Source organism: Alistipes sp. An54 (assembly GCF_002159375.1).
In the GTDB taxonomy this organism is placed as follows: Bacteria; Bacteroidota; Bacteroidia; order Bacteroidales; family Rikenellaceae; genus Alistipes; species Alistipes megaguti.
The window spans coordinates 176,975-195,535 of record NZ_NFIA01000006.1 but is presented as its reverse complement, the minus strand read 5'-3'; the positions used below and the strand labels follow the sequence as shown (position 1 = coordinate 195,535).

13 protein-coding genes are annotated in these 18,561 nt (G+C 63.0%); all 13 read right to left on the bottom strand.

Features of this window, described 5'->3' with window-relative positions; all coding sequences use genetic code 11:
* Positions 1 to 6: 6 nt before the first annotated feature.
* On the bottom strand, positions 7 to 1,791 hold the full coding sequence (gene rho, locus B5G09_RS07820; protein ID WP_087404737.1) for a transcription termination factor Rho: 1,785 nt from the start codon (positions 1,789 to 1,791) through the stop codon (positions 7 to 9).
* A gap of 529 nt (positions 1,792 to 2,320) precedes the next feature.
* Positions 2,321 to 4,588 carry a GH92 family glycosyl hydrolase gene (locus tag B5G09_RS07815; protein ID WP_087404736.1) on the bottom strand — a complete coding sequence of 756 codons (2,268 nt, stop codon included), beginning with the start codon at positions 4,586 to 4,588 and terminating at the stop codon, positions 2,321 to 2,323.
* A 12-nt stretch (positions 4,589 to 4,600) separates the two neighbouring features.
* A complete protein-coding gene (locus B5G09_RS14485) occupies positions 4,601 to 8,188 on the bottom strand; it encodes a GH92 family glycosyl hydrolase (protein ID WP_087404735.1) in 3,588 nt (1,195 codons plus the stop codon).
* Positions 8,185 to 10,443, bottom strand: a complete 2,259-nt coding sequence (locus B5G09_RS07805) for a GH92 family glycosyl hydrolase (RefSeq protein ID WP_087404734.1) — start codon at positions 10,441 to 10,443, stop codon at positions 8,185 to 8,187. The genes B5G09_RS14485 and B5G09_RS07805 overlap by 4 nt, the downstream gene beginning before the upstream one ends.
* Positions 10,443 to 11,450, bottom strand: coding sequence for a glycoside hydrolase family 130 protein (locus B5G09_RS07800; protein ID WP_087404733.1), 1,008 nt, complete (start codon positions 11,448 to 11,450; stop codon positions 10,443 to 10,445). The genes B5G09_RS07805 and B5G09_RS07800 overlap by 1 nt, the downstream gene beginning before the upstream one ends.
* Before the next feature lie 265 nt (positions 11,451 to 11,715).
* On the bottom strand, positions 11,716 to 12,582 hold the full coding sequence (atpG, locus tag B5G09_RS07795; protein WP_087404732.1) for an ATP synthase F1 subunit gamma: 867 nt from the start codon (positions 12,580 to 12,582) through the stop codon (positions 11,716 to 11,718).
* A gap of 4 nt (positions 12,583 to 12,586) precedes the next feature.
* Positions 12,587 to 14,176: a F0F1 ATP synthase subunit alpha gene (atpA, locus tag B5G09_RS07790; RefSeq protein ID WP_087404766.1), complete on the bottom strand. Its 1,590-nt coding sequence runs from the start codon at positions 14,174 to 14,176 to the stop codon at positions 12,587 to 12,589.
* Positions 14,177 to 14,184: 8 nt separating this feature from the next.
* Entirely contained in the window at positions 14,185 to 14,742 is a 558-nt protein-coding gene (gene atpH / locus B5G09_RS07785; RefSeq protein ID WP_087404731.1) for an ATP synthase F1 subunit delta, read from the bottom strand.
* Positions 14,727 to 15,245 (bottom strand): F0F1 ATP synthase subunit B, encoded by a 519-nt coding sequence (atpF, locus tag B5G09_RS07780; protein WP_087404730.1) that lies wholly within the window; start codon positions 15,243 to 15,245, stop codon positions 14,727 to 14,729. Before atpF ends, atpH begins: the two co-directional genes overlap by 16 nt.
* A 21-nt stretch (positions 15,246 to 15,266) precedes the next feature.
* On the bottom strand, positions 15,267 to 15,482 hold the full coding sequence (atpE, locus tag B5G09_RS07775; protein ID WP_087404729.1) for an ATP synthase F0 subunit C: 216 nt from the start codon (positions 15,480 to 15,482) through the stop codon (positions 15,267 to 15,269).
* Between the two features lie 52 nt (positions 15,483 to 15,534).
* Positions 15,535 to 16,611, bottom strand: a complete 1,077-nt coding sequence (gene atpB / locus B5G09_RS07770; protein ID WP_087404765.1) for a F0F1 ATP synthase subunit A — start codon at positions 16,609 to 16,611, stop codon at positions 15,535 to 15,537.
* Positions 16,611 to 16,886 (bottom strand): hypothetical protein, encoded by a 276-nt coding sequence (locus B5G09_RS07765; protein WP_087404728.1) that lies wholly within the window; start codon positions 16,884 to 16,886, stop codon positions 16,611 to 16,613. Before B5G09_RS07765 ends, atpB begins: the two co-directional genes overlap by 1 nt.
* 23 nt (positions 16,887 to 16,909) lie before the next feature.
* Entirely contained in the window at positions 16,910 to 18,430 is a 1,521-nt protein-coding gene (atpD, locus tag B5G09_RS07760; protein ID WP_087404727.1) for a F0F1 ATP synthase subunit beta, read from the bottom strand.
* Positions 18,431 to 18,561 lie beyond the last annotated feature (131 nt).

Below are 18,561 nucleotides of genomic sequence, written 5' to 3'. Positions count from 1 at the left end.
CCGTTTCTAATGATTCATCGTGGCGAGGAACTCCTCGTTCGTGTCGGTGAGTCCCATCTGCTTCTGGAGGAACTCCATGGCCTCGACGGGCGTCATGTCCGAGAGGTATTTGCGCAGCACCCACGTGCGGTTCATCACGTCACGCGGCAGCAGCAGATCCTCGCGGCGCGTACCCGAAGCGATGACGTCGACGGCCGGGTAGACACGTTTGTTGGCCAGTTTGCGGTCCAGCTGCAGCTCCATGTTGCCCGTACCCTTGAACTCCTCGAAGATCACCTCGTCCATTTTCGAGCCGGTGTCGATCAGGGCCGTGGCGATGATCGTCAGCGAACCCTTCTCCTCCGTGTTGCGGGCGGCGCCGAAGAAGCGCTTGGGTTTGTGCAGGGCGTTGGCGTCGACACCTCCCGAGAGGACCTTGCCCGAGGCCGGCTGCACGGAGTTGTAGGCCCGGGCCAGACGCGTGATCGAGTCGAGGAAGATCACCACGTCGTGGCCGCACTCGACCATGCGCTTGGCCTTCTCGAGGACCATTTCGGCCACCTTCACGTGGCGCGAAGCCTGCTCGTCGAAGGTCGAGGCAACGACTTCGGCCTTCACGTTGCGGGCCATCTCGGTCACCTCCTCCGGACGCTCGTCGATCAGCAGCACGATCATGTAGACCTCCGGGTGGTTGTCCGCAATGGCGTTGGCGATCGACTGCAGCAGCATCGTCTTACCCGTCTTGGGCTGGGCGACGATCAGGGCCCGCTGCCCCTTGCCGATCGGCGAGAAGAGGTCGACGATACGTGTCGACATGTTGTTGTGTCCGTTGCCCGTCAGGCAGAACTTTTCGCTCGGGAACAACGGCGTCATGTATTCGAACTGCACGCGGTCGCGGATGTATTCGGGTTTCAGTCCGTTGATCTCGTTCACGCGCACCAGCGGGAAGTACTTTTCGCCCTCCTTCGGCGGACGGATCGCACCGTTGACCGTATCGCCCGGCTTCAGTCCGAAGAGCTTGATCTGCGAGGGCGAGACGTAGATGTCGTCCGGTGAATTGAGGTAGTTGTAGTCGGCCGAGCGGAGGAATCCGTAGCCGTCGGGCATGATCTCCAGCACGCCCTCGCCCTCGATTTCACCGGCGAAGTCGTCCTTGGTGATGATCTCGTCATCCAGCGAGCGGGACGCGGCTTCCGCCGTGTGGGGCTGCTGCGGCTGTGAATCTGCCGTTGTCGCCTGCTGGGGCTGCTGCTGGTTTTTGGGCTTGCGGCCCCGGCGCTTGGGCTCGGCCGGGGTGCTTTCCTGAGCAGATGCCGGCTGGGGTGTCTCCGGCTGCGAAGCCTCTTCCGATACGGCGGCCGTCTCCATCTGGAGTTCGGGGTCGGGCGCAGCCTGCTTCTTCTCCGTCCGGTTCCGTCGCTGTCCCTTCTGGAAACGCGGGGCCTTCGGCGCATGTTCCGGTTCCTCTTCCGGAGCCGCTTCCGAGGGGGCCTCACTCCCGGCCGCCTCCTGCGACTCTGCGGGGCGGGTTGCCTCCGGAGCGGAAGCCGTTTCGGACGCCGCTTCAACCTTGGCCAGACGCGGACGACGTCCCCGTTTGGCCTTCGGAGCCTCGCCGGTCTGCGGGGCTGCATCCGGATGGGACGCCGCCTCCGATGCGGGGGCCTCTTCCGGGGCGCCTTCTGCGGCCACGCCGGCTATCTTTTCCATCAATTCGCGCTTTTTCACCATCACATTCCCAATGCCGAGCGCTTTTGCGATTTCACGCAATTCGGCCAGCGTTTTTCCTTCGAGCGCTTTCAGATCCTGCATATAAATATGTCTTCTTGAATGAGATTTTTCAAAACCGAACGGCCGTCCGGTTCTTTGGAATACTGTTGCAAAGATAGTGCATTATTTTGAATTACAAAATAAAAAGCGATTTATGGACTTCGTTTGCACGACGTTCGAACCTTCCGGACAATGAAAATACCTAAAATTGGCGATTGCCGCGAATGGAAAAATCCCCGACCTTTGTCCCAGAACAATCGACCGCAGATTCCGCCATTGAATTGTTTGTATTGTTAATGTTTGTGTGTGAAAAACCCTTCCGCCGTGTCGGAAGGGTTTTTTATTGGGGGCAGTCTTCGATCCGGGCTGCGGAGATGACGGGGACTGTGGGACCGGTGGAAACTGCGAGGCCTGTTGAAACAGCGGGAACGACAGGAAATGCGGGGTGTCGGGGACACTTGCACCGTGTGTCGGGGCAGCGCCGCGGATCCAAACGGAAATCCCGGCCTTCGGGTTGGAAGGTCGGGATTTCGGTGTGGCGGTCGGGCGGATGACCCGCTGCCGCAGCGCGTTATTCGGCGGCGGGTCCGGCCTGCATGTCGAAGCGGACCGTGGCGCCCTCCTTCAGCTCCGAATAGCGCAGGAAGGGTTCTGCCAGCGGCTTTCCGTCGAACGACAGCTTGCCGACATAACGGTTTTCGGGGCTGTTCCGCGGAGCGTCGATCTCGATTTTCGCTCCGTTCTCCAGATGGATCGTCGCGTGGCGGAACAACGGCGCTCCGACGGCATACTCGTCCGCACCCGGGCAGACGGGATAGAATCCCAGGGCCGAGAAGACATACCAGGCCGAGGTCTGGCCGTTGTCCTCGTCGCCGCAGTAGCCGTCGGGCTGTGCCTTGTAGAGGCGGTTCATCACCTCACGCACCCAGTACTGGGCCTTTGCGGGCTTGCCCGCATAGTCGTAGAGGTAGATCATGTGCTGTGCGGGCTGGTTGCCGTGGGCGTAGTTGCCCATGTTGGCCACCTGCATCTCGGTGATCTCGTGGATGCGCTGTCCATAGTAACTGTCGTCGTAAATGGGCGGAACGACGAAGACCGAATCCAGCATCTTCGAAAACTCCTCCTTGCCGCCCATCAGCTCGGCCAGCCCCTCGACATCGTGGAAGACCGACCACGTGTAGTGCCAGGCGTTGCCCTCGGTGTAGGCGTCGCCCCACTTGTAGGGGCTGAACGGCGTCTGGAACGTACCGTCCTCGTTGCGGCCGCGCATGAGCCGCGTCTGCGGGTCGAAGACGTTGCGGTAGTTCTGCGCCGCCTTTTCGAGCAGTTCGGCATCCTCCGTGCGGCCCAGCTTGCGGGCCACCTGGGCAATGCACCAGTCGTCGTAGGCATACTCCAGCGTGCGGGCCACGTTTTCGTTGATCCCGACGTTGTAGGGGACGTATCCCAGCGAATTGTAGTACTCGTGGCCGAGGCGGCCGGTTGACGATACGGTCGGATGAACCTGCGTGCGGCCGCTCAGCATGGCGTCATAGAGTTCCTCGACATCTTCGGCCGGGGTGATGCCCTTCAGAATGGCGTCCGAGACGACCGATGCCGAGTTGTTGCCCACCATGCAGCCGCGGTGTCCGGGCGATGCCCACTCGGGCAGAAAGCCGCTCTCGCGCCACGTGTTGGCCAGTCCGGCCTGGATCTCGGCGTTGATGGACGGATAGACCAGATTCAGCAGCGGGAACAGACAGCGGAACGTATCCCAGAAGCCCGTGTCGGTGTACATGTATCCGGGCCGCACCTCACCGTTGTAGGGGCTGTAATGGATCGGATTCCCCGCGGCATCCATCTCGTAAAACTTGCGCGGGAAGAGCGTCGAGCGGTAGAGACACGAGTAGAAGGTGCGCAGCTGGTCGACACTGCCGCCCGAGACCTCGATACGTCCGAGCACCTCGTCCCAGCGGGCCTGCGCCTTCGCCTTCACCGTCTCGAAATCATCCGCTCCGAGTTCGGTTTCGAGGTTGCGAAGAGCCTGCTCCGGCGAGATGAACGACGAGGCGATGCGCAGCGTCACCCGTTCACCGCGGTGGGTCGTGAAGTGGACCTTGGCCACGGCATGGTCGCCCTCCGCAGCCTTGCCGCCCTCGGGCTTGAGCAGCCGGCTGCCGGCCTTGTAGGAGGCGGGGTTGTCCGTCAGTTCGACGGCCGAGAAGGGCTTGTCGAAGCGGATGACAAACCAGTTGCGGAAGTTTTCGGGCACGCCGCCGCTGTTGCGCGTCGTGTAGCCGGCCAGGGTGTGGTCGTCGACCATCTCCACGCGCGAACCGCAGTCGAAGGCGTCGACGACGACGCCCGACTCTCCGGATTCGGGGAAGGTGAAGCGCATCACGGCGGCCCGTTCGGTCGGGGTCACCTCGGCCACGATGTCATGGTCGGCCAGGTAGACCGAATAGTAATAGGGCTTTGCCTCTTCGGACTGGTGCGAGAACCAGCTCTGACGCGACTCCTCGTCCAGCTTGTCGTTGCCGCGCACGGGCATCACCGCAAACTGGCCGTAGTCGTTGATCCACGGCGAGGGCTGGTGGGTCTGTTTCAGTCCGCGGATGGTGTGGGCGTTGTAGGTGTAGGCCCAGCCGTCGCCCATCTTGCCCGTCTGGGGCGTCCAGAAGTTCATGCCCCACGGTAGGGCTACGGCCGGATAGGTGTTGCCCGTCGAGAGGGCGAATTCCGACTGCGTGCCCATGAGTGTGGTGACATACTCGCTCGGGCGCAGGGCCGTTTGCTGCTGCGGAGTCTCGCAGCAGGCCGCCGCACCCAGGGCGCAGGCCAGGATCCAAAATTGTTTCATCGGGTTCGGTTATCAGTTTATGGAGTTCAACAAATCGATTTTGCCCTCGTTGACCAGCTTGAGGATCAGCTCGCCGAAGAGCGTGTTTTGCCAGGCGAACCACGGTCGGGTGAAATTCGCGGCGTCGTGGCGCGAGAAGGACTCGTGCATGAAGCCCGTGCCGGCATCGGTGGTCATCAGGGCGACGATGCAGTCGCGGATCTCCCGGTCGTCGGTCGAGGTGAAGGCCCGCATCATGATGCTCATCGGCCAGATCATCTCCACGCCGATGTGCGGACCGCCGATCCCCTCGCCGGCCTCACCGCGCCAGAAGTAGGGATTCGCCTCGCTCCAGACGAAGCGCCGCGTATTCTCGTAGACGGGATCCGTGCGCTCGACGTCGCCCAGATAGGGCATCGCCAGCAGCGACGGCACGTTGGCATCGTCCATCAGCTGCACGCTGCCGAAGCCGTCGACCTCAAAGGCGTAGATCCGTCCGTATTCCGGATGTTCGACCACGGCATACTTCTGCAGGGCCTCGGCCACCTCGTCGGCCAGCGCCGTGCATTCGTCGGCCAGCTCCTTCTCGCCGTTGACCGTTGCGAGAATCTCGGCTGCCTTGCGCAGCGACGTGACGGCCATGAAGTTCGACGGCACGAGGAAGCCGAAGGTCGTGGCGTCGTCCGACGGGCGGAAGGCCGACACGATCAGCCCGACGGGTTTCACCGGATTGCCGCGTCCGACGTGACAGCGGGTGTCCAGCTGACGGTCCGTCACGCGCAGGAAGATGTAGTCGCCGGGCCCCTTCTTCATCTGCTGCTCTCGCAGCGTGGTGAGGATGGCCCGCATCGCCCCGACCCAAGCCTCGTCGAAGACCGACGTGTCGCCCGTCGTCTTCCAATAGTGATGGGCCAGGCGGATCGGATAGCAGTGCGAATCGATCTCCCACTTGCGCTCGAAGACCCACGGGTTCTGGGTGTTGCCCGGATAGCCGACATCCTCGCCGGCACCCGTCGGTCCGTCGTTGAAGGCGTTGGCATAGGGGTCGATCGCAATGAGCCGCATCTGCTGGCGGATGACGCCGGCGATCATCTTCTGCAGCTTCGGGTCGCGCGGGCAGAGCTGCACGTAGGGCCAAACCTGGGCCCCCGAGTCGCGGAGCCACATGGCCGGGATGTCGCCCGTATAGACATAGGTCGAGGGGTTGCCCTCCTCGTCCTCGCGGTAGTGAACCGTCGTGTCGAGCGTGTTGGGGAAGCAGTTGGCGAACATCCAGCGCAGACGTTCGTTGGTCAGCAGACCGCACACGCGGGCGATCTCCTCTTCAACGGCTTCCGACTTAAAAAGTCGTTCCCCCTCCGCAGGGCGCTGGTCGGCATACGTCTCGGGCTCGTCGGCGCAGTACCAGACCTTGGGCTCCGAACCCATCTCGAAGACCAGACTGCCGCCCTTCATCACGTCCGTATGCGAGATCCACCCTTTCGTGTAGGGCTGGTCGTTGAGCCATACGCGCTGGATGTAGCGGTTTTCGGCTGAAAGGTTGCGGGCCTCGACGGTGAAGACTCCGCCCGGTACCCGAATCTCGGCCCGGTCGAACAGCGGAGCTCCGAACCAGTAGCGGCCTCCGGCCGGCTCGACCTCGTACATGCCCAGCGACGAGAGAACGTACCAGGCTGACATCTGTCCTACGTCCTCGTTGCCCGAGAGTCCGTCGGGTTGGTCGTGGTAGAGCGTCGTCAGCACCTCGCGCACCCGGTCGGCCGTCTTCCACGGCTGGCCCAGCATCGTGTAGAGGTAGAGGATGTGGTGGCTCGGCTCGTTGCCGTGGGCATACTGACCGATCAATCCCGAAATATCGGGGGAAGTGGCATCGCCGTGGATGAGGGAGCTGACCGTAAAGAGCGAATCGAGTTTTTCGAGCATTCGAGCCCGGCTTCCGAAACACCCCTCGAGCCCCTTGACGTCGTGCGGTGCAAGCCACGTATACTGCCAGGCGTTGCCTTCGCAGTAGTCGTCGGCGCGGTGGGTCGAGGCAAACGGATTGAACGGCGTGCGCCATCCGCCGCGGCTGTCGCGCCCGCGCATGAAGCCCGTCGAAGGGTCGAAGTAGTGGCGGTACGAGTGGCTGCGCTTCGTGAAGTAGGCTTCGTCCTCCTTCTTGCCCAGCGCCTTGGCTGCGCGGGCGGCGGCTCCGTCGGCCAGCGCATACTCCATGTCGTAGGCCACGGCCTCGTTGAACAGATCACACGGAATGTAGCCGAACTTCATGCGCAGACCGTTGCCGCGGTCGGGATTCATCGCCGTCTTGCGGATGGCCTCGAAGGCGTGCTCACGGTCGAAGCCCCCGATTCCCTTGACGATGGCGTCGGCCACCACGGGGATTCCCGGGTTGCCCACCATGCAGTCCGTCTCGTTGCCCCAGAGGTGCCAGACCGGAAGACGGCCCTGTTCGTCGGCAATGGCCAGCATCGTGTTGATGATGTCCGGCATGCGGTCCGGATGGAGCAGCGTCATCAGCGGCATGGCCGTGCGGTAGGTATCCCACAGCGAGAAGGTCGTGTAGGTCGTGTAGCCGGGGTTTTCGTGCACCTGGCCGTCGGCTCCGCGGTAGTCGCCGTTGGCGTCGCAGAACTCCGACGGGGCCACCATCGTGTGGTAGAGCGCCGTGTAGAAGATCCGCTTCGCGGTCTCGTCCGGGGTCGAGATCTTCACCCGCGAGAGCTCCTCGTTCCAGGCGGCATCGGCCGCCGCAGCGACGGCTTCGAAATCCCACCCCGGGAGTTCGGCCGCCAGGTTCGCCTCCGCACCCTCGATGCTTACGGGCGACAGGGCCACCTTCACGAGCAATTGTTCGCCCTCCGCCGTGTCGAAATCCACACGGGCATAACGGGCGTTGACCCGGGGCATCTTGGAATCGTCCAACTCGCCCGGCTGCAGGTAGGTAATCGCTTTGGCAGGCTTCGAGAACTCGGCCACGAAATAGACCCGCTGGTCCTTGGCCCACCCTTCCGAGTAACGCCAGCCGCAGATGCGCGTACTGTCGTCCGAGAAGCGGAAACCTGTCTCGGTGGCCTTGTCCCAGCAGCCGCCGTTCTCGAGGTCGAAGACCACGGCGGCATCCTCCGCTGCGGGGAAGGTGTAGCGGTGCAGACCGACACGCGACGTGGCGGTCATCTCGGCCTTGACGCCGTAACGCAGGAGCGGCACCGAGTAGTAGCCCGGACGGACCACCTCTTTCGTGCGGTCGGCATAGGACCAGAGGCCCGAGGCGGGATCCTCCTCCGTGCCGCGGGCATAGACGACCTCTCCGACGACGGGCATCAGCGTCACGTCAAAGAGGTCCCCGATTCCCGTACCGCTGAGGTGCGTGTGCGAGAAGCCGATCACCGTTGAGTCCGAAGCGTGGTAGCCCGAGACCCAGTCCCACTCCTGCGGGATGCTCGTCGGGCCCACCTGTACGAGTCCGAACGGAACGTTGGCGCCGACGAAGACGTGTCCGTGGCCGCCGGTTCCGATTTTGGGGTCGACCCAGCGGGTCAGACTCTCCGCGGGCTGTGGCTGTGAGCAGGCGGCCAGCAGGACGGCAAATGCCGCTGTGCTCAGCAAGTGTGTGATTCTCATTGATGTTTCGAGTTTTGAAGTTCAAGGGTCAGTTGACCGCCGCGCAGCAGTTCGTCGTGGGCCACGCGGTAGGTCGTCAGGGGTTTGCCGCCGAGTGTCATGCGGCGGATGTATCCTTCGCCGCGCTTCTCGATCGTCAGCACGCCCTGCGGCGTGTCGATCTCGGCCCGGTCGAACGTCGGAGTGGTGATCGTGTAGGCCGGCTCGCCCGGGCAGTCGGGATAGAAGCCCAGCATGGTGAAGACGGCCCAGGCCGACATTGTTCCCGTGTCGTCGTTGCCCGGGATGCCGTCGGGTTTGACGGTGAAGTATTTGTCGAGCAGCCGCCGAGTTTCGCGCTGCGTGCGCCACGCCTCGCCGGGGAAGCGGCTGAAGAGATAGGCATAGGCGATGTCGGGCTCGTTGGCCGGGTCGTAGTGGCCCTCGTCGAAGACCGCCTGCAGCTTCTCGACGAAGCGCTTGCGGCCTCCCATGAGCCGGACGAGTCCCTCGACATCGTGCGGCACATAGAACGTATAGTTCCAGGCCGATCCTTCGTGGAAGCCGGGTGCCGTCGAGAAGTTCTCGCCGGCCTTCGGATCAAACGGTGTGAGGAACGTGCCGTCCCCGTTGATCGGACGCAGCGTGCCGTACTCCTTGTCGTAGTAGTGGCGGTACCCGAGCGAGCGCTGGCGGAACATCTGCGCATCCTCCCGGTGACCGAGTGAATCGGCCAGCCGGGCCAGTGCCGCGTCGGCCACGTAGTACTCCAGGGCGTGCGAGACCGAGAGGTCACCCGCAAGATCCTGCGAGTAGACTCCCAGCGGAATGTAGCCCCGCTCGATGTAGGGGTCGATATCGGGCCGCAGGGGGTTCTGCGCGCCGGGCGTGGTGGCCGACTTGCGGAAAGCGGCATAGGCCGCCTCGATGTCGTAATCGCGCAGCCCCTTCATCCACGTGTCGACGATCACCGGAATGGCCGGGTCGCCCTCCATCGTGAAGGTCTCGCGGCCGTAGAGCTCCCAGCGGGGCATCCAACCCCACTCGCGCGAGATGTCGATCATCGAGCGCACCATCTCCACCTGCCGCTCGGGATAGACCAGCGTCAGCAGCTGGTGGACGTTGCGGTAGGTGTCCCACAGCGAGAAGACCGTATAGCGGTCGCCCGACGTGACGCCCACGTGTCCCGAGTGCTCCATTACGGGGTACTCGCCGTTGATGTCGTTCAGGAGGTTCGGGTGGATCAGCGCATGGTAGAGCGCCGTGTAGAAGACCTTGCGTTGGTCGTCCGTGCCGCCCTCGACGCGGATGCGCCCCAGATCGGCATTCCAGCGGGATCGGGCCGCGGTGCGGATCGCATCGAAGGTCGTCCCGTCCGGTTGCTCGGCCTCCAGATTGAGCCGGGCGTTCTCCATCGAGACATACGAGATACCCATCCGCACCTCGATCTGCTCGCCCGCCGCGAGGTCGTCGTACGTGAACCAGTAGCCGATGTCGTCGCCTGCCATCTCGCAGCCGTATTCGTTATAGAACTTGTAGCGGCCGTTATCGGGCGTCCATTCGGCCTCGACGCCCGTCATCGGGCGCTGCTTTTTCCAGTAGCCCGCAGCCCGCGGCGCCTTCGAGACCCGCAGCACGAAGTAGACCGGGAAGACCTTTTGCGGGTTGTAGCAGAAGGTGCCGAGCAGCTTCATGCCCTCGATCTCCGTATCGCTCACGCGGCGCACCATGGCCCCCGATTCGTTCGTGAGCCCCTCGCCCAGATTCAGCAGCAGGTTGCCCTTGCCTTCGGGGAACGTATAGCGTTCGACCGACGTGCGGGCCGTGGCCGTGGCTTCGGCCCGGATGCCGTATTTCGAGAGGCTCACGGCGTAGTAGCCCGGCGAGGCCACCTCGTCGCTGTACTCCGAGCCGTATTCGCGGTAGTCGGGGCGCAGTTCACCCGTCGTGGCCATTGTCAGCAGTGATCCCATGTCGGGACATCCTACGCCGCTCAGCGCTCCGTGGGCGAAACCCGTGAAGAACTTGTTGTGGTACTCATAGGGGGTCGACCACCAGCGGGCATCCTTGTCATAGACGTTCTTGTCGGAGCCCATGACGTTGAACGGCACCACGGCCATCATGCCGTTCGGAAGGACGGCACCGGGATTCGTGGCTCCGAAGTTGGTGGTTCCGATGAAGGGGTCGACCCACGCCGCCGGTTCCGCACCCTGTGCCTGGGTGCGGAAAAAGGCTGCGGCGAGCGCAGCCAGTATGAGCGTTCGTCGCAGCAACATCAGAGGATCGAGTTTTTCTTCGTGAATTCGATGATCTCGGGGATGTATCCGAAAGCAAGCCCGGTGACCGTATCGGCGCATCCGTAGTAGACGGCCACGCGTCCCGTTGCGGGGTCGTGCAGCGCCGCGCAGGGGAACGTGACGTTCGGCACGTCGCCCATGCACTCGTACGTCTCGCGCGGCGAGATCAGATACGGGCCGCTGCGGGCCAGCACCTTCCACGGCTGGTCGAGGTCGAGCAGCGCCGAGCCGAAGGCGTAGACATAGCCGTTGCACGAACGCAGCACGCCGTGGTAGAACAGCAGCCACCCCTCGGACGTCTCGATCGGAATCGGGCCGGCGCCGATCTTCATGCACTGCCAGGCCGAAACCTCGAACGCCGCGGGCGACATCACATGACGGTGGTGTCCCCAGAACTCCAGATCGGGGCTCTCCGAATAGAAGATGTCGCCGAAGGGCGTATGGCCCGTGTCGCTCGGACGCGACAGCATGGCGAAGCGGCCGTTGATCTTGCGCGGGAACATCACGCCGTTGCGGTTATAGGGCAGGAAGGCGTTTTCCAGCTGGTGGAACGTCTCGAAGTCGTCGGTCCAGGCCACGCCGATCGTCGGACCGTGGTAGCCGTTGCACCACGTTACGTAGTACTTGTCGTCGATCTTTGCCACGCGCGGGTCGTAGCCGTAGACCCACTCACCCACTTCGGGATCGGCCCCTTCGAGATGGAAATCCTCCTCCTGGATGTCCCACTTCATGCCGTCCACGGAGAAGCCCGCGTGGATGCGCATGCGGCGGTTCGTATCGTCGCAGCGGAAGACGCCGGCGAAGTTGTACTTGCCCTTCTTGAAGGGCACGACGGCCGAGTTGAAGATCGAGTTGGAGGTCGAAAGGGCATGACGGCCGATGACCGGGTTGGCCGAATAACGCCACATGACTTCGTTCGACCCTGCGGGACGCTCCTCCCAGGGCATGTCCGGAAGTGCCGGACCCGCAATTTTCAGATGATCCATTGATTCAGATTTTTGAGTGTTTCAGTGTCTCTGCGGTTTTGGGGATTCTGGGCCTGTGGGCCTGGAATCGGGATTCGGGTTTACGGGCCCGAATTTCAGCCCAAAAGTAGGCAATTTCTTCAAGATATACAACCTCCGGCCCGATGAATTGTTAAAAAATTCACAATTCGACCCCCTCCCTGCCGCCGGCTCACGAAAAAGGCGTCGGCGGATCCGATGTGACCCGCCGACGCCTTTGGAAGATGCGCAGCCCGTTTTCGGGCGCCTAATCGGCCTGACCGATGTCGGCCAGCTCGTTGGTGATGGCCTGCTGACGCTGTTTGTTGTAGAAGAGTTTCAACTCGTCGAGCAGCTCCTGGGCATTGTCCGAGGCGGTCTGCATGGCCACCGTACGGGCGGCGTGTTCGGCCGTGGCGCTGTCGAGCAACACCTCGTACATGCGGGTGCGGACCGCGAGCGGCAGCAGTTCACGGAGCAGTTCGCGGGGCGACGGCTCGCAGATGTAGTCCGCTTCGGAAAGCGTCTGCCCCTCGCCCGGACGCGCCTCCAGCGGAAGCAGCGTCTCGCTGCGGGGCGTCTGACGGCTCATCGAGGCGTAGTGGTTGTAGACCAGCACCACGCGGTCGACTCTCCCCGCTTCGAAGTCCTCCATCAGCCGGTCGGCCAGGCGAACCGCTCCCGCATAGTCGTGATGACCCGAGAGGGTGTGGAACGAGTCGTTGAACGTCAAGCCGCTCTTGCGGACATGGGCCAGCATCTTCTCCCCCACGGGCCACACCTCGATCTGCTGAAATCCCTCACCGCGCAACGCTTCGAGCGTGTGCTCCAACTGCCGGATGGCCTCGGCGTTGAATCCTCCGCAGAGCGATCCGTCCGAAGCCACGGCCACGACGACGGCCCGCTGCTGCAGTTTGTGGGGCAGCGTCAGCGGTGATTCGATCTGCTCCCCGTCGGCATAGCGGAACAACGCCTCGGTGATCGCGCCCAGCTGGCGTTCGTAGACGGCCAGCGCCTCGGCCTCCGACTGCACGTGGTGCAGTTTGGCCGATGCGACCATCTTCATCGCCGAAGTGATCTTCAGCGTGCCGCCCACCGAGGCGATCCGGGCCTTGATCTCTTTGAGCGCAGCCATGACCTTAAGCTTTAGCCTTCAGGGCCGTCGTGACACTGGCGGCCAGCGATTCGATCCGTTTGCCGAGCTCCTCGTCGAGCTGTCCCTTGTGCAGCGCTTCGGGGATATCCGTCGTGTGCAGCCGTTCGAGCAGCAGGTGTTCGAACTCGGGGACCTGTTCGATGGTGATGTCGTGCAGCAGTCCGTGCGTGCCGCAGTAGAGGACGGCGATCTGCTCCTCGACCGACAGCGGGCTGTACTGCGGCTGCACGAGCAGACGCGTGTTCTTGCGGCCGCGGTCGAGCGTGGCTGCCGTTACGGGGTCCAGATCGCTCGAGAAGCGCGAGAAGGACTCCAGTTCGCGATACTGCGCCTGGTCGATCTTCAGCGTTCCGGCCACCTGCTTCATGGCCTTGATCTGGGCGCTGCCGCCCACACGCGATACCGAGATACCGACGTCGATGGCCGGTCGGTTGCCCTGGTTGAAGAGGTTCGTATCGAGGAAGATCTGGCCGTCGGTGATCGAGATGACGTTGGTCGGGATGTAGGCCGAGACGTCGCCGGCCTGGGTTTCGATGATCGGAAGGGCCGTCAGCGAACCTCCGCCGCGCACCTTGCCGCGCAGCGATTCCGGCAGGTCGTTCATCTGCTCGGCGACCTCCTGCTGGCCGATGATCTTGGCGGCACGCTCCAGCAGACGCGAGTGCAGGTAGAAGATGTCGCCCGGATAGGCTTCGCGGCCCGACGGACGGCGCAGCACGAGCGATACCTCCCGATAGGCCACGGCCTGCTTCGAGAGGTCGTCGTAAACCACCAGCGCGTGGCGGCCCGTATCGCGGAAAAACTCGCCGATGGCCGCACCCGCAAAGGGGGCGAAGTACTGCATGGCGGCCGGATCGGCGGCCGTGGCGGCCACGATGATCGTGTAGTCCAGTGCGCCATGGGCCCGCAGCGTCTCGACCAGCGAGGCAACCGTCGAGGCCTTCTGCCCCACGGCCACGTAGATGCAGTAGACCGGATCGCCGGCTTCGAAGTTCGAACGCTGGTTCAGAATCGTATCGACGGCGATGGCGGTCTTGCCCGTCTGACGGTCGCCGATGATCAGCTCGCGCTGTCCGCGGCCGATGGGGATCATGGCGTCGATGGCCTTGATGCCGGTCTGAAGGGGTTCGGTCACCGGCTGGCGGAAGATCACGCCCGGAGCCTTGCGTTCGAGCGGCAGTTCGAGGCGTTCGCCCGCGATCTCGCCCAGTCCGTCGATCGGCTGTCCCAGCGGATCGATCACACGTCCGAGCATGCCCATGCCCACCTGGATCGAGGCCGTACGACCGGTGCGGCGCACCAGATCGCCCTCCTCGACGCGGTCGGTCGAGCCCAGCAGCACGGCACCCACGTTGTCCTCCTCGAGGTTCATCACCACGGCGCGCATGCCGTTCTCGAACTCCAGCAGCTCGTTGGCCTCGGCATTCTGCAGACCGTAGATCCGCACCATGCCGTCGCTGACCTGCAGCACGGTGCCCACCTCGGCATACTGTGCCGAGAGGTCCACCCCCTGGAGCTCGGAGAGGAGCACTTCGGAGATTTCCGATGGTTTTATTCTCTCTTTGTTGTTCATGTTCAAATTCAAATCTTTCTTTCGGGCAGTCTGCCCAGTTTCTGTTCTACGCGGCGAAGCTGCGTGGCGATGCTGGCATCCAGCAGCCGGTCGTCGATGCGGAAGCGGAAGCCGCCGATGAGCGACGGATCGACCTTGCGGTGGACGCGGACCTCGCGGCTGTGCGTGACTGTGCCGACCTGGGCCGAGAGCCGGTTGACGAAGTCACCGTCGACCTCGGCGGCCGTCGTGAGTGTCATGTCGACGATGCCGCAGCGCTGCTTGTAGATACCGACGAAGGCCGGCAGCATGAAGCAGAGCCACTTCTCGCGGTGATGGCGGATGACCAGCCGCAGGAAGCCTTCGAACGAAGCCGAAAGTTCGTGATCGAAGGCCTTGCGCACGACATCGAGCTTTGCGTCGGCCGTCAGGACCGGCGAGGTGAGCACCTCGCGGAGTTCCATGCTGCCGTTGTAGGCTTCGATGAACGCTTCGGCCTCTTCGGCCACCCGTTTCATCTCACCCTTCGGTTCGGCAAAGTCGGCCAGGGCCCGGGCATAGCGGCGGGCGATCAATCCGGTGTCCATGTCTTGCGGTTTTTCGGATCGAGCTCCTCCATCAGGCGCGAAGCCAGCTGCGTCTGGGCCTCCCGGTTGTCGAGATCCTGGCGCAGCATGCGTTCGGTGATGGCCACGGCCAGCGCGGCGATCTCCCGTTTGGCATCGGCCAGGATGGCGGTCCGTTCGGTTTCAGCCTGCAGGCGGCTCTTTTCGAGGAGTCGGGCGCCTTCGCTTTCGGCCTTCTGACGGGCGTCGGCCAGAATCTGTTTGCGTTCGGTGTCGGCCTCCCGCAGGATTTCGTTGCGCCGGACCTCGGCCTCATTGATGATCTCACGGCTGCGGGCCTCGAGCGTGGCGCATTTCTGCTCGGCTTCCCGGGCGGCATCGAGCGACGAGTCGATATACTCCTTGCGCGACTCGATGGCCTTGACGATGACAGGGAAACCGTAGCGGGCCAGCACGACGAGGACCACCACGAAGGCGAGCGTCATCCAGAACAGCAGTCCCGATTCGGGTTGCAGAAGTCCCATGGCACGTACCGATTTTTGGGATTAGAGTGCCAGGAAGCAGACTACTACGGCGAAGAGGGCAACACCCTCGACCAGGGCCGCAATGATGATCATGTTGGTACGGATCTTGTCGGCGGCTTCGGGCTGACGGCCGATGGCCTCCATGGCCGAACCTCCGATTTTACCGATACCTAATCCTGCGCCGATGGCGGCCAGACCTGCGCCGATTGCAGCGCCCAAAATACCTAAATTTTCCATAGCTGTTTGAGTTTTTATCAGTTTTTGTTTTGCGAGTCGTTTTCGTATGCGATCAGTGGTTGTCGGCCGTTTCGGCGGCGTGCTTTTCGGGACGCTCCTGGGCTAGTCCGATGAAGACGGCCGAGAGCATCGTGAAGACGTAGGCCTGCAGGACGGCAACCAGCAGTTCGAGACAGTACATGAAGATCGAGAAGAGGACCGAGGCGAAGCTCATCGAACCGTTGATGACGGCCCCCATGCCGGCCGTGGCGAAGATCACGCACGTCAGGCTGAGGATGACGGCGTGTCCGGCCAACATGTTGGCGAACAGTCGGATCATCAGGGCGAAGGGCTTGGTGAAGATGCCCACCAGCTCGATCAGCGGCATGAGCGGGAAGGCCTTGAGCCAGACCGGAACGTCGGGCCAGAGAATGTCCTTCCAGTAGTGCTTCGTGCCGAAGATGTTCACGGCCAGGAACGTGGCCAGGGCCAGGATGAACGTCACGGCGATATTGCCCGAGACGTTCGCGCCGCCCGGGAAGAAGGGAATCAGCCCCATGAGGTTGTTCACGAAGATGAAGAAGAAGGCCGTGAGCAGATAGGGGGCGAACTTGCGGTAGTTGGGGCCGACGCAGGGCTTGATGACTCCGTCCAGAATGCCCGAGACGAGCATCTCGAACAGGGCGACGAAGCCTTTCGGAGCCCGGTCCGTGGCCTTGTGGCGGCGGTACCAGCGGGCGGCACCGAGCACCAGGCAGAGCAGGATCGCACTGTTGAGCAGCAGGGCCGAGGCGGTTTTGGTCAGCGAGAGGTCCAGCGGCCGCAGGTCCGAACCGTCCGCCTGGCGTTCGACGATCTTGCCGGCATGCTCGCCCTCCGAGGCGATGCGCAGCCCTTCGTACTCGGCGCCTTCGCGCAGCCGCGACGACGAGAAGCAGTGCCAGCCGCTTGAGGGGCTGTGGACGATCACCGGCAGCGGAATGCTCCACTCGCCGCCGGCGGTCGAGAGAACGCGCCATTCGTAACTGTCGCCGATGTGTCCCAGAACGATCGCCTTGATGTCGGGTTCCTGCTGTTGTTCTTCGGCACGGAGGGTTCCGGCCGGAATCAGCAGCGCGAGCAGCACGGCGATTCTTGCAAAAGCCTTCATCATGGTTTCACCTCCTCTTTATTGGTGACCGATTCGTCGGCCGGCTCGACGCAGGCCTCGATTCGATCTTCATGGACGCGTACGCATCCGTTCTTGATCGGAAGACGCACCTCCCCTGCTTCGCCTGCATAGACGATCTCTCCGCAGCCGAGTCCCGCGATGAGCGGAGCGTGTCCTCTGAGGACGGTGAAGCGCCCCACCGTTCCCGGGAACGAGACCCGATCGGTCGACGTGTTGCACAACGTGCCGCCGGGAGCTACAATGGTCAGGATCATAATGCGTTGTTTTTACCGGTGAATCAGTTCTGTTTGGTTTTGGACAGGAGCGCTTTGCCCTTGCGGATGGCGTCGTCGATCGTCCCGACATTGAGGAAGGCCTGCTCGGGCAGGTAGTCGACCTCGCCGTCGAGGATCATGCGGAAGCCGCGGATCGTCTCCTCGATCGGGACGATCTGCCCCGGAACACCCGTGAACTGTTCGGCCACGGAGAAGGGCTGCGAGAGGAAGCGCTGGATACGGCGGGCGCGGTTGACCGTCTGCCGGTCCTCGTCCGAGAGTTCGTCCATGCCGAGGATGGCGATGATGTCCTGCAGCTCCTTGTTGCGCTGGAGGATCTGCTTGACGCGCTGGGCCGTGGTGTAGTGCTCCTCGCCGACGATATTGGCGTCGAGGATGCGCGAGGTGGACTCCAGCGGGTCGACGGCCGGATAAATACCCAGCTCGGCGATCTTGCGGCTGAGCACCGTCGTGGCATCGAGGTGCGAGAAGGTCGTGGCCGGGGCGGGGTCCGTCAGGTCGTCGGCCGGTACATAGACGGCCTGTACCGAGGTGATCGAACCGTGCTTGGTCGAGGTGATACGCTCCTGCATGCGGCCCATTTCGGTGGCCAGCGTCGGCTGATAGCCCACGGCCGAGGTCATACGGCCCAGCAGGGCCGATACCTCCGATCCGGCCTGCGTGAAGCGGAAGATGTTGTCGATGAAGAAGAGGATATCCTTGGGCGCATCCTCCTCCTTGCTGTCGCGGAACGATTCGGCGGCGGTCAACCCCGACAGGGCCACCGACATACGGGCTCCGGGGGGTTCGTTCATCTGGCCGAAGACGAGTGTGGCCTGCGATTTGGCCACTTCGTCGTAGTCGACCTTCGAGAGGTCCCAGTGTCCCTCGTCCATGCTCTTGCGGAAGGCGTCGCCGTAGCGGATGACGCCCGAGGTGATCATCTCGCGCAGCAGGTCGTTGCCCTCACGCGTACGCTCGCCCACGCCGGCGAAGACCGAAAAGCCGTTGTGTTTCTTGGCGATGTTGTTGATCAGCTCCATGATGAGCACCGTTTTGCCCACGCCGGCGCCGCCGAAAAGACCGATCTTGCCCCCCTTGACATAGGGTTCGAGCAGGTCGATGACCTTGATGCCGGTGGCCAGCACCTCCTGCGAGGTGGCCAGTTCGTCGAACTTCGGGGGTTCGCGGTGGATGGGCAGCGTGTGGGTCCGGTCGAGGGGCTTCATGCCGTCGATCTCGGAGCCGATGACGTTGAGCAGACGCCCCTTGATCTGGTCGCCCGTGGGGACCGAAATCGGGTGGCCCAGGGCGACGGCCTTCATGTGGCGGCGCAGTCCGTCGGTGGAGTCCATGGCAACGGTGCGCACGGTGTGCTCGCCGATGTGCTGCTGGACCTCGACGATGAGCGAGCGGCCGTCGTCGCGGTGGATCTCCATGGCGTCGTTGATGGCCGGGAGCCGGAAATCCGGTGAATCGGGCTGGAAAGTCACGTCCACCACCGGTCCGACGATCTGTGAAATGGATCCTTCTATCTGTGTCATATCTAAGGTTTGGATTCTGTTCCGTATAACGGGAAACACCGTTCGGTTCGTTTGTCAATTTTTCGTCGAAACTCTCCAAATGCGGCATTTCGCCTGGTTGTCCGGATTGGCCGCGAGGAGATTCTGTGAAT

Coding starts and splice junctions, on each gene's coding strand:
- rho (WP_087404737.1), bottom strand. CDS start 1,791: ATGCAGGATCTGAAAGCGCTCGAAGGAAAAACGCTGGCCGAATTGCGT.
- B5G09_RS07800 (WP_087404733.1), bottom strand. CDS start 11,450: ATGGATCATCTGAAAATTGCGGGTCCGGCACTTCCGGACATGCCCTGG.
- atpF (WP_087404730.1), bottom strand. CDS start 15,245: ATGGGACTTCTGCAACCCGAATCGGGACTGCTGTTCTGGATGACGCTC.
- atpH (WP_087404731.1), bottom strand. CDS start 14,742: ATGGACACCGGATTGATCGCCCGCCGCTATGCCCGGGCCCTGGCCGAC.
- atpD (WP_087404727.1), bottom strand. CDS start 18,430: ATGACACAGATAGAAGGATCCATTTCACAGATCGTCGGACCGGTGGTG.
- B5G09_RS07805 (WP_087404734.1), bottom strand. CDS start 10,443: ATGTTGCTGCGACGAACGCTCATACTGGCTGCGCTCGCCGCAGCCTTT.
- B5G09_RS07765 (WP_087404728.1), bottom strand. CDS start 16,886: ATGATCCTGACCATTGTAGCTCCCGGCGGCACGTTGTGCAACACGTCG.
- B5G09_RS07815 (WP_087404736.1), bottom strand. CDS start 4,588: ATGAAACAATTTTGGATCCTGGCCTGCGCCCTGGGTGCGGCGGCCTGC.
- atpB (WP_087404765.1), bottom strand. CDS start 16,611: ATGAAGGCTTTTGCAAGAATCGCCGTGCTGCTCGCGCTGCTGATTCCG.
- atpE (WP_087404729.1), bottom strand. CDS start 15,482: ATGGAAAATTTAGGTATTTTGGGCGCTGCAATCGGCGCAGGTCTGGCC.
- atpA (WP_087404766.1), bottom strand. CDS start 14,176: ATGAACAACAAAGAGAGAATAAAACCATCGGAAATCTCCGAAGTGCTC.
- B5G09_RS14485 (WP_087404735.1), bottom strand. CDS start 8,188: ATGAGAATCACACACTTGCTGAGCACAGCGGCATTTGCCGTCCTGCTG.
- atpG (WP_087404732.1), bottom strand. CDS start 12,582: ATGGCTGCGCTCAAAGAGATCAAGGCCCGGATCGCCTCGGTGGGCGGC.